Here is a 12,334-nt window from a genome sequence, read left to right as displayed (position 1 = left end):
ATCTCTATAATGTCAGGCGGGTCAAAGAATATCTCCACATTATCGTATTTAATATTACTTTTGCGGGATGCGATGCGCTCGTTTCTTCCTTACTGACGATTATAACAGGCTCGATTCCTCTTTATAATCATAATTCTGCTGTCTTTTTGTTTAATGTGATTGTTGTTCAGACCTTTATGTTTGCCGTCTGTAAGTTGTTGATTATTTGTTTTAAAAGACAGAAGATTACCTATCTGTATAAAAAGCAGTATATTTTTCTGGCCCTGCTTCCTGTCTCGAATGTTGCGATTATTTATTTTATTGCGATATTGGCCGCCTACAAGGTTGATCCTACTACTACTCATTTTATTATGATGATGCTTGCGGTTATTTCCATCATACTGAATCTGGCAGTGATCTATTTCTTTGAAAATGTATCCAAATCAGATCAACTGGAGAGTGAAATCGTTTTGATTCAGCAAAGAATGGACATGCAGTACAATTATTACCAGCAGCTGGAAATTGAGTATAATAACTCCCAGAAAATCATGCATGATATCAAAAATCACGTCAGAGTGTTTGAACGGCTTTACACGGCGGGACAAAATACGGAAGGCCTTGAATATGCTAAAAAAATATCAGAAATCGTAGATGAACTGGGGATGAAATTCAATTGCAACAACAGGATTTTAAATATCATTGTAAATGAAAAGATGAAAATCTGTCATCTGGATGGAATCGAATTTATTTATTCTGTGGAAAACCTGAATCTGAATTTTATTGATGATATCGACATTACGGCGATTTTTGCCAACTTACTGGATAATGCCATAGAGGCGTGCAACAGGATTATCGACGGCACAAAAAGAATTGAACTGCGTATTTATCAGTTTCACGATATGTTTATTATTAACCTCATCAATTCCATTCAGGAAATCCCCGTAAAAAGTGAAGAAAAATTTCTTTCCAATAAGAAAAACCATAAAGCGATCGGCCTTTCCAATGTGAACTCCTCTGTAAAAAAATACGACGGAGATATTAATATAGAAGTTGAACAGGGCAAATTTTCTGTGAGCATTATCTTTCCGGTGAGCCGAAGAAGCAGCAGTCTGTAAATGTGTTTATTTTCCGATAACGGCATAATCTCTGTATTTCAGTCCAAAAAACTGTAAGTTAGGTAAACCCCCTTGTGAACAGCCAAAATTCGATTATAATGGAGTCAATAAATTAACAAGGGGTGTTGAAAATGAAAAACGGTCAGAAAAATGTAAAAATGAAGGCACTGGATTTGGTTTCTAAAATCGCGATGCAGGAAGCTCGCCAGTCCGCCAATACGTCTTGCGTACTACTTGCTTATCAGGACAAGCTCCCTGAAGCGGTAAAGAGCCTCAGAAAATTCTGATGCTGACCAATTTTTCCAACTGGATCGTGAAAGCCCTGAGTGAGAGCGGCTTGATCTCGGAAAAAGATAAGGATCTCTATTCTTTTGGAGTGCAGACCGCTCTCCTCAAAATGATTCATTTTTCCACTATGCTTTTCGTCGGTTTGTTCCTCGGTATGCTGTTAGAGACTTTTGTATTTATCGTATCGTATTCCTTCCTTCGGGTTTATGCGGGCGGTTACCACGCCAAAACCAAACTGGGCTGCTATGGGATGTCGTGGCTGATGATCCTTTTTGTGCTGTTGCTGACGAAATTCTGCCCGGGCTATATGGCATTTATCACGTCGATTGCAGTTCTCATTCCAGCTTCCCTGATTATTGTGATTTTAGCGCCCGTAGAAAATATCAATAAACCACTTGATGATGCTGAAGTACACCACTACAGAAGGAAAACCAGAATTATTCTCTCCGTAGAATTCATCGTAACAATTATCTTCTTACTTATAAGCAGTATTCAATTTTCTTTTATCGTCAGCCTGAGTATATTTTGGGTCTCTGTTATGCTGATTCTCGGAAAGGCCCGGATGATGATGGCTGATAATGTATCAGTGTGAGGTGCCCTCTATGTATTACAGTGATTTATCCCGTGACGAAGTTACGGAAATAGAAGCCCACATGCAAATCATTGAGCTATGCGAAAGATGGTATAATGTGGCTCATCCAAACGGCGATTTTGTGAAATACTTTAAGAAGCATCCCGATTTGCTGAGTATCGAGCAATGGCCGTGCTTTATGAAAATCGGAGAAACAAAAACGGTTGATTAAAAATTCTTTGCATTTATAAAACAGCCCTTTTAGCCGGATAAAAACGGTTAGAAGGGCTGTCTTGGTAACCAGCCGTTTTTTGATCCTCTATAGAACTCATATACGCCGGTCCTGACGGGGCAATGCCGCCGGGATCGGCGCATTTATTTGTGCCGATGTCCGGACGGGATACCTTATCTCCATATTTTAAGGATACGGGATGGCGGGAACACTTGTTAATTCTGACAAAATATGCTTTAATGAAAACGAATTATAATTGAATTTGTATCCTGCATACGGAATTGCGGGCAAGGCAGGGATGATAGAATTGCGGACGGGAGAAACAGCGGACAGTCCTTTTAAAAAACAACTGGAAAAGCAGGCGCTGCAAAAGATCATTTTTTTGGTCATTGTCGGCTGCCTGCTGTTCTGTATCCCCATTTTCGGGCTGAATTATCTCAATCAGAATTTTAATATGGAGGAACATCTGAACTTTCTGAACCGCACGTTTGATGAGGTTTATGAAGATGTCACCGCTTATCTGGAGGATGAAGAAAACGAGGGGCTTTTTCTTCGCTGTATGACCGGCGTTTCCGACAGCCGGGAGGTGCAGTACTCCCTCAGCAAGCATAACGTGGTAAGCCCGGTGCGCGTTCGTATGATTCTGATGAACCGGGAAAAACAGATCGTCTATACCAGCTTTGGGCAGGAAGCGATGAACCTGCACAGAACGGAATTCAATAAAATTGTGGCGGATAATGCCTTGAAAGCCAACCTGCCCATTTACACGACCGTTTATTATTTTTCCGGAGACAGCTCGGAGTGCGTTTTTGCAAAACCCGTTTACCAGCATGGGGTGCTGGCCGGATTTGTCATGGCTTATCTGAACGGAAACGACTGGGGCAGCCTTTTTTCAGGATATCAGTATGACTGCATTATCACAAACCTGAACGGGGATATCATCTACTGCTCCAAAAGCGCGTTCCTTTCCGAGCGCAACACCAACAAATACAAGGCGGATCCCTCCCAGCACTTTGTAACGGTGCAGGAGAACCGGTACCGGACCGGCGCGCGGGTTCTGACGGATAAAAAAGCGGTGCTCTATTCGTTTGTGTATTCTCCCGGGAATTCGCTCTATATCATCATCGGCGTGATGACGATCGTTCTGCTGGGCTGCATCTGGCTGGTAATGTTCCGAAAGCTGTCCCAGATGATGGCGGAAAAAACCGCTCAGTCCGTAGAGGCGCTGGTGGGGGAGATCCGCGTCATCCGTCACGGGGACAACGAGCATATCATTCAGATTGACACCGGGGACGAAGTCGAGGAGATCGCGGCGCAGATCAATAAAATGGTGAAAAGCATCAACGAACTCAACACGCGCAACACCGATCTGATTAAATTGAACAGTATGATTGAGATGAGGAACCTGCAGACGCAGATTAATCCGCACTTCATTTACAATACGCTGGACAATATCAAGTACCTCATCCTTGGAGACGCGGAAAAAGCTTCGTATCTGCTGGAAAAATTTACTCACATTCTTCGCTACAGCATCAACAATACCAAACAGGACGTCCTTCTTTCGGAGGATATCGGTTACATAGAGGATTATCTGTATATCCAGAAAACAAGGTTCGGGGAGCGTTTCCGGTGCCGGATGAAAATAGAGCCGGACTGTAGCCAGTGCATGATTCCGAAGCTGCTTTTGCAGCCGCTGATTGAAAACAGCATCAAGTACGGTTTTCAGAAGCAGATGGAGCTTTCTGTTCAGATCAGGGCCTGGTGCGAGGACGATTATCTGTTTCTGCGTGTGGAGGACGACGGTCCGGGGGTTCCTGTGGAGATGCTGGAACGCCTGCAGAGCATGATTGTTTCCGAAGGAATCAAGACCGAGCACAACGGCCTGCAGAACCTTTCCCGCCGGATCATTCTGGAATATGGGGAGGAGTGCGGCCTGTTTATCAACAGTGAGGAAGGAAAAAACTTTACCGTTACGGCAAAGCTGCTGCGCAGGGGGAGAAAAGATGTTTAGCGTAATACTGGTGGAGGACGAGGATATTATCCGAAAGGGCATCCGTTACGCGGTGCCGTGGGAAGAGCACGGCTGTACCGTGGTGGGGGAAGCCCGCAACGGTGTGGAAGGAAAGGAATTGATCCGGACGCTCAACCCGGATATCGTGATTACCGATATCAATATGCCGGTCATGGACGGGCTGCAGATGATTGCTGAAACGAAATGCCAGAACGATTATGTGGCAATTCTTTTAACCGGCTATTCCGACTTTGAATATGCCAAGGAGGCGATCCGGAACGGAGTTTCCGATTATATCCTGAAACCGCTGAATCAGGAAGAAATGATGGAAGCGCTTGACCGCGCCGCCCTGGAATGTGAGAACATCCGTATTTTACACAAACAAAATAAAGGTGTGGCGGAGCTGAAGGATATTTCCCTGTTCGGCAATATGAAGCTGGAGCATCCGGAGGACCCCGTGGTCGTGCAGATTCTGGATTACATCGCGCAGAATTATACTCAAAAAATCACACTTGCGGAATTGTCGGAGAAGCTGTTCTATTCCGACCGGTACATCAACCAGAGGTTTCAGAAAGCGCTGGGGACCACGGTGATCGAGTACCTGAACCGGTACCGCATCCAGAAAGCACTTTCTCTCCTGCAGGAGAACCGGCTTCCGATTTCCGAGATCGGGGGAGCGTGCGGCATAGGGGATTACAAATATTTCAGCCATGTTTTTAAAAAGTATGTGGGGTGCTCGCCCAAGGAATACAAGCTGAAAATTCGCTGAGAAAAAGATACCGGATCAAAATTGTTCGGTATCTTTTCTATTTTGTTCCGTAATTCAGGTATTCATTTTATGCAATATTTTTATAAAATAAAGATACCAAATTAAAACACCAAACTTAGAGGAGGAAATGAAATGAAAAAGTTTATGGCACTGATTCTTTCCGTTGTGCTTGCCGTTTCCGCGGCAGGCTGTTCTTCCGCACCGGCCGCTTCCCAGGCGAACGGAGCCGGCAGCGCCGCTTCCGAAGCCGCGTCTTCGGAAAAACAGGGCGGCGGCAAGCTGGTCATCTATTCCCCGAACTCCGAGGGCCTGATGAACGCCACCATCCCGCTGTTTGAAGAAAAGTACGGCGTGGATGTCGAAGTCATCCAGGCGGGTACCGGCGAGCTGATCAAACGGATCCAGTCCGAAAAGGAAGACCCGTACGCGGACGTTATGTTCGGCGGTTCCTGGTCTTTGGCGTATGACAATAAGGATTTGTGGGAGCCGTATGTTTCCAAGAATGACGCCGGTGTGCTGGATGCCTACAAAAACACCAGCGGGTTCATTACCGGGAACGTTCTGGACGGCAGCTGCCTGATCGTCAACACCGACCTGATCGGCGATATCAAGATCGAAGGGTATGCCGACCTGCTGAACCCGAAGCTCAAAGGCAAGATCGCCACGGCCGACCCGGCCAATTCCTCTTCCGCTTTTGCGCAGCTTACCAACATCCTGCTGGCGATGGGCGGCTATGAAGACGAAAACGCATGGAAATATGTAAAAGATCTGTTCACGAATATCGGCGGTAAAATCTGTGAAAGCTCCTCCGCGGTTTACAAGAGCGTCGCGGACGGCGAAAATGTGGTTGGACTTTCCTACGAAGACCCCTGTGCGCAGCTTGTGCGCGACGGTGCTCCCGTCAAGGTGATCTATCCCAAGGAAGGCGCGGTTTACCTCCCTGCGTCCGCTACCATCATCAAGGGCGCCAAGAACATGGATAATGCGAAGCTCTTCATCGATTTCATTATCAGTGAGGAAGTGCAGAATATCTGGGGCAGCACGCTGACCAACCGCCCGGTGCTGAAGGACGCGAAAACCAGCGACTTTATGACCCCGATGTCCGAAATCCACGTCATTGAGGAAGATATCCCCTATGTCAGCTCTCATAAACAGGACATTGTAAACAAATACACGGATATCTACACCAGCCTTCAGAGTAAATAAGAGCAACCATCGATAAGAACTGCGGGGGTATGAAATGAGTAAGATCCTGATCCAAAACGCCGTAAAGAAATACGGGAACAATACGGTTATCCCGGATTTGAATATTGAAATAAGAAACGGGGAGCTTTTTACGCTGCTGGGTCCCTCCGGGTGCGGAAAAACAACCCTGCTGCGCATGATTGCCGGCTTCAATTCCATCGAGGGCGGTGATATCTACTTCAACGATACGCGTATCAACGACATTGATCCAAGCAGGCGGAATATCGGCATGGTTTTTCAGAATTATGCCATTTTTCCCCATATGACGGTGCGCGATAACGTCGCCTTCGGGCTGAAAAACCGCAAAATGGAAAAAGAAAAAACACAGGAGCTGACGGAAAAATACCTGCAGCTGATGCAGATTGCGCAGTATGCCGCACGAATGCCGAACCAGCTTTCCGGCGGGCAGCAGCAGCGTATCGCGCTGGCGCGCGCCCTTGTGATTTCGCCGGACGTTCTGCTGATGGATGAGCCGCTTTCCAATCTGGACGCAAAGCTGCGTCTGGAAATGAGGAGCGTCATCCGCCACACGCAGAAAAACGTCGGAATTACCACCGTATATGTCACACACGATCAGGAAGAGGCCATGGCCATCAGTGATACCATTGCGGTTATGAAGGACGGTGTGATCCAGCATGTCGGCGCGCCGAAGGAAATTTACCAGAGACCTAAAAACGTGTTTGTCGCAACCTTTATCGGCCGGACCAATATCCTGCCGGCCAGGGCGGAGCGGGGCACCCTGATTTTCCCCAACGGCTACCGGGTGCCACTGGAATGCCTGAATATGCTGGAGGACCAGGAAGTGCAGTGCTCCGTGCGCCCGGAGGAATTTGTCATCAGCAAGCAGGGCGGCGAGGGGATTCACGGCGTCGTAAAGGAGTATACATATCTTGGCCTGAATACGCATTACGCCGTGGAGACCGAGAGCGGCCTCACGGTGGAAATCGTTGAGGAGTCTTCCCTGGAAGATGAGCTGAAGCCCGGACAGAACGTGCTGCTTCAGGTGAAAAAACACAAAATCAATGTGTTTGACAAAGAGGGCGGCCGCAACCTTGTGAGGAGCGAAGCTTATGAAAGACAATAGCAAATTCCGCCTGGACATCTGGGGAACCCTTACGCTGTGCACCATCGCGGTCTATCTGCTGTTCCTGATCTATCCGATGGCCCATCTGATGCAGCAGTCCGTTTACGATTCACAGACCGGGCAGTTCACCATGGCAAACTTTGTGAAGTTCTTTTCAAAGAGCTATTACTTCGATACCCTGCTGAACAGCTTCAAGGTCTCGCTGGCGGCAACCGCCCTTTCCATTGCCATCGGTACTCCGCTTGCCTACCTCTTTTCTGTTTTTAAGATCAGGGGAAAGTCGGTGCTGAATATCCTCATTGTAGTCGCGTCCATGTCCGCTCCGTTCATCGGCGCGTACTCCTGGATTCTGCTTCTGGGCCGCAGCGGGGTCATCACGGCTTTCTTCCGGAAGCTGGGCATTCTCCTGCCGGACATCTACGGCTTCGGGGGAATCGTGCTGGTCATGTCCCTGCAGCTTTTCCCGCTGGTGTTCCTGTACGCGAGAGGCGCCTTGAAGAACATCGACAATTCTCTGATTGAAGCGGCGAACAACCTGAGCTGTTCCGGCGTCAAATGCTTCTTCAAGGTGGTAGTCCCTCTTATCATGCCGACTTTGCTCGCGGCCGGCCTGCTGGTCTTTATGCGGTCGTTCGCGGATTTCGGTACGCCGATGCTGATCGGCGAGGGGTACCGCACGTTCCCTGTCGTCCTGTATACGGAGTTTATCAATGAAGTGGGGGGGAACGACGGTTTTGCGGCGGCAATCGCGATTATCGCCATTGTCATCACCACCGTTGTCTTCCTTGTGCAGAAATATGTTTCCAACAGGAATTCCTTCGCCCTGAACGCCCTGCATCCCATTGAAGAGAGGGAGCCGAGGGGGGGCAGGAAAGTGCTCGTATATCTTTTTTCCTATCTGGTGGTGGCGATTGCCATCCTGCCGCAGGTATACGTCACTTATACGTCCTTTAAAAAGACCTCGGGCAAAATTTTTATCCGCGGCTATTCTCTGGGCAGCTACGAATCCGCGTTTTCCAAGCTGGGAAGAAGCATCCAGAATACCATTATCATCCCGATGCTTTCCCTGATCGCGATTATCCTGCTCGCCGTGCTGATTGCCTATCTGGTGGTGCGGCGCAAAAACACCCTTACCAGTACGGTCGATATCCTTTCCATGATTCCGTACATCGTGCCGGGAACCGTTCTCGGCATTGCCCTGCTGACGGGCTTTAACCAGAAGCCTCTGATGCTGAGCGGGACAATGCTGATTATGGTGATTGCCCTGATCATCCGAAGGCTGCCGTATACCATCCGTTCTTCGGTGGCCATCCTGCAGCAGATTCCCATCAGTATCGAAGAAGCGGCCATTTCACTGGGCGCTTCCAAGATGAAGGTCTTTTTCCGCGTGACCGTTCCGATGATGGCCGCCGGCATTGTTTCCGGCGCGATCTTAAGCTGGGTAACGATGATCAGCGAGCTGTCCACCGCGATCATTCTGTATACGGGCAGGACAAAAACGCTGACCGTCGCCGTCTATACGGAGGTTGTCCGCGGCAATTACGGAGTGGCGGCGGCGCTCTCTTCGATTCTGACCCTGCTCACGGTGGTTTCCCTGCTGGCGTTTAACAAAGTGAACGGCGGAAAGGATTTCAGCCTGTAACAGCATCCCATAGTTAAGAATCCGAACCTCTTTCCGAAAGGAGAGAAGTTCGGATTCTTTGGTTTCTTAACTCCTGTGCTTGCATAAAAATAACGGCAATAGCTTTTGTAAATCAAAGCCGTTGCCGTCAGGTTTCATATCCGGGTTTTATGCCGCTTTCCGTTTGTAGACCCTCATTGCGAACAGATACGCAACAATGAGGATACCTACGCACCACGCGAGCGCGGCCCAAATTTCATTGCTGACAGGCTGATTAAATAATAACGCGCGGATGGCATCCACGATCGAAGTTACCGGCTGGTTTTCGGCAAAGGCGCGGACGGGTCCCGGCATTGATTCGGTCGGCACAAACGCCGAGCTGATAAACGGAAGGAAAATCAAGGGATAGGAGAAGGCACTTGCGCCGTCCACCGATTTTGCGGTCAGCCCGGGAATCACCGCGATCCACGTCAGGGCCAGTATCACAAGCACGAGGATACCGGCTACGGAAAGCCAAGACAATACTCCTGCCGATGAACGAAAGCCCATTATCAGCGCTACAAGGATGATGACGACGACCGAAATTGCGTTAGATACCAGCGAGGTCAGCACATGCCCCCACAGGGCGGCGGAACGCGCGATTGGCATGGAGTGGAACCGCTCGAAGATGCCGCTTTGCATATCCGTAAACAGGCGGAAAGCCGTGTAGGAGATGCCGCTCGCGATCGCCATCAGCAGGATGCCGGGCAGCAGATAATTTACATAATTGTCTGTGCCGGCTTGAATCGCGCCGCCGAGCACGTAGACGAACAGCAGCATCATCGCTATCGGAGTAAGGCAGACCGTGATGATGGTGTCCATGCTGCGGGAAATATGGCGCATGGAACGTCCAAGCATCACGCTCATATCGCTGAACAAGTAGTTCTTTGCCGCTTCCATTTATTTTTCCTCCTTCTTGCCGATGATTGCGAAGAAGATTTCCTCCAACGTCGGCTGTTTTTCTATATACTCCACCTTCGCGGGCGGGAACAGCTTTTTCAACTCCTCGAGCGTGCCGCTCACGATTATTTTTCCTTTATGGAGGATGGCGATCCGGTCGGCAAGCTGCTCGGCCTCTTCCAGATGCTGCGTGGTCAGGAACACCGTCGTGCCATTGTCGGCGAGCTCTTTGACCGTCTTCCAGACTTCGATGCGCGCCTCGGGGTCAAGCCCGGTGGTCGGCTCGTCGAGGAAAATGAGCCGCGGGTTTCCGATCAGGCTCATGGCGATGTCAAGTCTGCGGCGCATCCCGCCCGAATAGGTGGAAACCCTGCGGTCGGCGGCATCTGTCAGGCCGAAGCGGTTCAGCAGATCGTCCGCGACCTGGCGCGAATTAACAAGATGCCGCAGCCTCGCGATCATGATGAGGTTTTCCCGCCCGGTCAAAATCTCGTCCACGGCAGCAAACTGCCCGGTCAGGCTGATCGACTGCCGGACCTTGCCGGGTTCCTTCGTTACATCAAAGCCGTTCACTACGGTGGTCCCACCGTCGGATTTGAGCAGTGTGGTGAGGATTTTGACAATCGTCGTTTTGCCCGCGCCGTTGGAACCGAGCAGGGCAAAAATACTGCCTTTTTCCACCTCGAAATCCACGCCCTTCAGAACATGAAGTTTTTTGTAGGACTTTTGCAGCCCTTTTACCTGAATAGCGGTTTCTGTCATTTTGAAGCCTTACCCTTTCCAAGTTTTTTCAGTATGTCGCGGTTGAGCGCCTCACGCCAGTCTTCCGTGTATGTCCTGGCGCTGCGCAAAAGCTCGTCGCAGAATGCGGCCACATCCTCTCCGGTAATCTCCAAAACAGGCTTGCCTTCCGCCGCGCCGGCCTCGAACAGTTCTATCAGGTCATAATGGATCTTCATCATGTCATAGCCGGATCCCGCCGCGAACATCCACATGTGACTTTGGATTTTTTTAAATACGTATTGATAGTCTTTCGGCAGAGCCTCCACCCTTGCCATCTGCTGCTTGTATTCGCGTTTGCTCCCGATTATTTTTTTGATATTAAAATAATTATCGAAAAATTCAGACATCTGATTGCTCCTCCTTTAATTGGTTGATTTTCGACGCGACAAATTCCCATTTTTCCCAGAACCTCCGCAGTTCCTCGCGCCCCGCGTCGTTGAGCGCGAAAAACTTTCGCGGCGGCCCCAGGTCGGAGGGCTTTTTGGTGATCTCTACCAACTTGCTTTTTTCAAGCCGGAGCAGGATGGTGTACACCGTTCCCTCCACAACATCCGTGAAGCCAAGGGCGTTCAGCCGCCGCGTGATTTCGTAGCCGTAGGTTTCTTTACGGCTTATGATTTCAAGGACGCAGCCCTCAAGCACGCCTTTGAGCATTTCCGTCAGGTTTTCCAGTATAATCCCTTCTTTACTATTATGTATGACTTGTATGGAGTGATACTTATTACTGCTATATAGTAACACGGAATAGATGCTTTGTCAATAGCACTTACTTTAGTAATGAATTCCATCTATAACGCAGGATGAAAAACAGCAGTCCGCCGGACGCCGGCAAATATTATCCCCTCACGTATTGGTATTTCCTGTCACATTGCTTCTATGATTGTACCGTTAATATCAAGAAATCCCGCTGTCTGCTGGAAAACAGCAGACAGCGGGACTCGTGCAGGTGATTGTGCTTTCTTTGTTTTTGTTTCTCTTAACACAGCGGTTCAAGGCCTTCACTCCATCAACGCCAAAACAGGGAATACCCAAAATGGGCATTGCTAAAACCCTAATTCCTGGTCTATAAAGATGATTTCACACTTCATGCCCATCGGGGCACGGTCTATAATGGTCGTTATACGGCAAATCCGCTCAGGGCTGTTGCAATCATAGCATTTGTCCGCATTTTTGGCGCAGGGGGTTTTTGCGTTCATCCGTTTGGCGTTTTTCGGGGCGGCCACGTTCTTGCAGCGGTAGATTGCGTCACTCAGATTTGCTGTGATTTTATTTTTCCCCACAATATAGTAGCATGTTTCGGGACCGAAAGCCGTCATGGAAACACGATTTCCCGTCGCGTCGATATTGACGATCTCTCCGGACTCAGTCACGGCGTTTGCACTGGTTATGTAGATATTTGCGCAGTTGGCCAAGCGCCGGACGTCCCGGGAAGGCACCTTATTGTGCCATACCACGGCATTGTTTTGTTGTAAAGCCTCAAACAGTCCCATTTCCTTCAGAGTCGCGCTTCCACCGAATCCAATCGTTTGACGCTGGAGGGTGTTCACCAGATAATCGCTCGCTTCTTCTTTCGATGAAAAAAGCTGAGTTGAAAAACCATGCTTTTCAAAATTCTGCCTGATCATGGAATACTCCATTGCCGTCACTCCCGAAATCATTTTATCTCTCAAAGCTGAGAGTTTTCTTATCTATATTAT

At 48.9% G+C, this 12,334-nt stretch carries 14 protein-coding genes; 9 read left to right on the top strand and 5 right to left on the bottom strand.

The window, feature by feature from the left end; genetic code table 11:
• Positions 1–194: 194 nt before the first annotated feature.
• The 9 genes from VXK30_RS11160 to VXK30_RS11120 all read left to right on the top strand — a co-directional run bounded on the left by VXK30_RS11160 (position 195) and on the right by VXK30_RS11120 (position 8,936).
• Positions 195–1,094, top strand: a complete 900-nt coding sequence (locus VXK30_RS11160) for a sensor histidine kinase (protein WP_275713705.1) — start codon at positions 195–197, stop codon at positions 1,092–1,094.
• Positions 1,095–1,225: 131 nt separating this feature from the next.
• Complete coding sequence (locus VXK30_RS11155; protein WP_141825527.1) at positions 1,226–1,381, top strand: cyclic lactone autoinducer peptide; 156 nt, start codon at positions 1,226–1,228, stop codon at positions 1,379–1,381.
• On the top strand, positions 1,381–1,974 hold the full coding sequence (locus tag VXK30_RS11150; RefSeq protein WP_275713704.1) for an accessory gene regulator ArgB-like protein: 594 nt from the start codon (positions 1,381–1,383) through the stop codon (positions 1,972–1,974). Before VXK30_RS11155 ends, VXK30_RS11150 begins: the two co-directional genes overlap by 1 nt.
• Positions 1,975–1,984: 10 nt before the next feature.
• Positions 1,985–2,185: a hypothetical protein gene (locus VXK30_RS11145; protein WP_275713703.1), complete on the top strand. Its 201-nt coding sequence runs from the start codon at positions 1,985–1,987 to the stop codon at positions 2,183–2,185.
• Between the two features lie 298 nt (positions 2,186–2,483).
• Entirely contained in the window at positions 2,484–4,196 is a 1,713-nt protein-coding gene (locus VXK30_RS11140) for a sensor histidine kinase (RefSeq protein ID WP_275713702.1), read from the top strand.
• A complete protein-coding gene (locus tag VXK30_RS11135) occupies positions 4,189–4,965 on the top strand; it encodes a response regulator transcription factor (protein WP_275713701.1) in 777 nt (258 codons plus the stop codon). The genes VXK30_RS11140 and VXK30_RS11135 overlap by 8 nt, the downstream gene beginning before the upstream one ends.
• A gap of 132 nt (positions 4,966–5,097) precedes the next feature.
• Positions 5,098–6,171 carry an ABC transporter substrate-binding protein gene (locus VXK30_RS11130; protein WP_275713700.1) on the top strand — a complete coding sequence of 358 codons (1,074 nt, stop codon included), beginning with the start codon at positions 5,098–5,100 and terminating at the stop codon, positions 6,169–6,171.
• A gap of 34 nt (positions 6,172–6,205) precedes the next feature.
• Entirely contained in the window at positions 6,206–7,294 is a 1,089-nt protein-coding gene (locus tag VXK30_RS11125; RefSeq protein ID WP_275713699.1) for an ABC transporter ATP-binding protein, read from the top strand.
• Entirely contained in the window at positions 7,281–8,936 is a 1,656-nt protein-coding gene (locus tag VXK30_RS11120) for an ABC transporter permease (RefSeq protein ID WP_275713698.1), read from the top strand. Before VXK30_RS11125 ends, VXK30_RS11120 begins: the two co-directional genes overlap by 14 nt.
• 147 nt (positions 8,937–9,083) lie before the next feature.
• Here VXK30_RS11120 and VXK30_RS11115 read toward each other — a convergent pair whose 3' ends face one another.
• From VXK30_RS11115 to VXK30_RS11095, 5 genes are all read right to left on the bottom strand, one after another.
• Positions 9,084–9,854, bottom strand: coding sequence for an ABC transporter permease (locus VXK30_RS11115; RefSeq protein WP_275713697.1), 771 nt, complete (start codon positions 9,852–9,854; stop codon positions 9,084–9,086).
• Positions 9,855–10,616, bottom strand: coding sequence for an ABC transporter ATP-binding protein (locus VXK30_RS11110; protein WP_275713696.1), 762 nt, complete (start codon positions 10,614–10,616; stop codon positions 9,855–9,857).
• The gene (locus VXK30_RS11105) at positions 10,613–10,984 is read right to left on the bottom strand and encodes a DUF1048 domain-containing protein (protein ID WP_275713695.1); all 372 of its coding nucleotides are present in this window, start codon (positions 10,982–10,984) and stop codon (positions 10,613–10,615) included. The genes VXK30_RS11110 and VXK30_RS11105 overlap by 4 nt, the downstream gene beginning before the upstream one ends.
• Positions 10,977–11,291 (bottom strand): PadR family transcriptional regulator, encoded by a 315-nt coding sequence (locus VXK30_RS11100; protein ID WP_275713694.1) that lies wholly within the window; start codon positions 11,289–11,291, stop codon positions 10,977–10,979. Before VXK30_RS11100 ends, VXK30_RS11105 begins: the two co-directional genes overlap by 8 nt.
• 389 nt (positions 11,292–11,680) lie before the next feature.
• On the bottom strand, positions 11,681–12,274 hold the full coding sequence (locus VXK30_RS11095; protein ID WP_275713693.1) for a lactate utilization protein: 594 nt from the start codon (positions 12,272–12,274) through the stop codon (positions 11,681–11,683).
• Positions 12,275–12,334: the final 60 nt, after the last annotated feature.

This window comes from Caproiciproducens sp. CPB-2 (assembly GCF_036287215.1).
GTDB lineage: Bacteria > Bacillota > Clostridia > Oscillospirales > Acutalibacteraceae > Caproiciproducens.
Note: the sequence above shows the minus strand (reverse complement) of the source record. Positions and strands in the feature narration are given on the sequence as shown.

Coding starts and splice junctions, on each gene's coding strand:
- VXK30_RS11155 (WP_141825527.1), top strand. CDS start 1,226: ATGAAAAACGGTCAGAAAAATGTAAAAATGAAGGCACTGGATTTGGTT.
- VXK30_RS11150 (WP_275713704.1), top strand. CDS start 1,381: ATGCTGACCAATTTTTCCAACTGGATCGTGAAAGCCCTGAGTGAGAGC.
- VXK30_RS11145 (WP_275713703.1), top strand. CDS start 1,985: ATGTATTACAGTGATTTATCCCGTGACGAAGTTACGGAAATAGAAGCC.
- VXK30_RS11140 (WP_275713702.1), top strand. CDS start 2,484: ATGATAGAATTGCGGACGGGAGAAACAGCGGACAGTCCTTTTAAAAAA.
- VXK30_RS11135 (WP_275713701.1), top strand. CDS start 4,189: ATGTTTAGCGTAATACTGGTGGAGGACGAGGATATTATCCGAAAGGGC.
- VXK30_RS11130 (WP_275713700.1), top strand. CDS start 5,098: ATGAAAAAGTTTATGGCACTGATTCTTTCCGTTGTGCTTGCCGTTTCC.
- VXK30_RS11125 (WP_275713699.1), top strand. CDS start 6,206: ATGAGTAAGATCCTGATCCAAAACGCCGTAAAGAAATACGGGAACAAT.
- VXK30_RS11120 (WP_275713698.1), top strand. CDS start 7,281: ATGAAAGACAATAGCAAATTCCGCCTGGACATCTGGGGAACCCTTACG.
- VXK30_RS11115 (WP_275713697.1), bottom strand. CDS start 9,854: ATGGAAGCGGCAAAGAACTACTTGTTCAGCGATATGAGCGTGATGCTT.
- VXK30_RS11110 (WP_275713696.1), bottom strand. CDS start 10,616: ATGACAGAAACCGCTATTCAGGTAAAAGGGCTGCAAAAGTCCTACAAA.
- VXK30_RS11105 (WP_275713695.1), bottom strand. CDS start 10,984: ATGTCTGAATTTTTCGATAATTATTTTAATATCAAAAAAATAATCGGG.
- VXK30_RS11100 (WP_275713694.1), bottom strand. CDS start 11,291: ATGCTCAAAGGCGTGCTTGAGGGCTGCGTCCTTGAAATCATAAGCCGT.
- VXK30_RS11095 (WP_275713693.1), bottom strand. CDS start 12,274: ATGGAGTATTCCATGATCAGGCAGAATTTTGAAAAGCATGGTTTTTCA.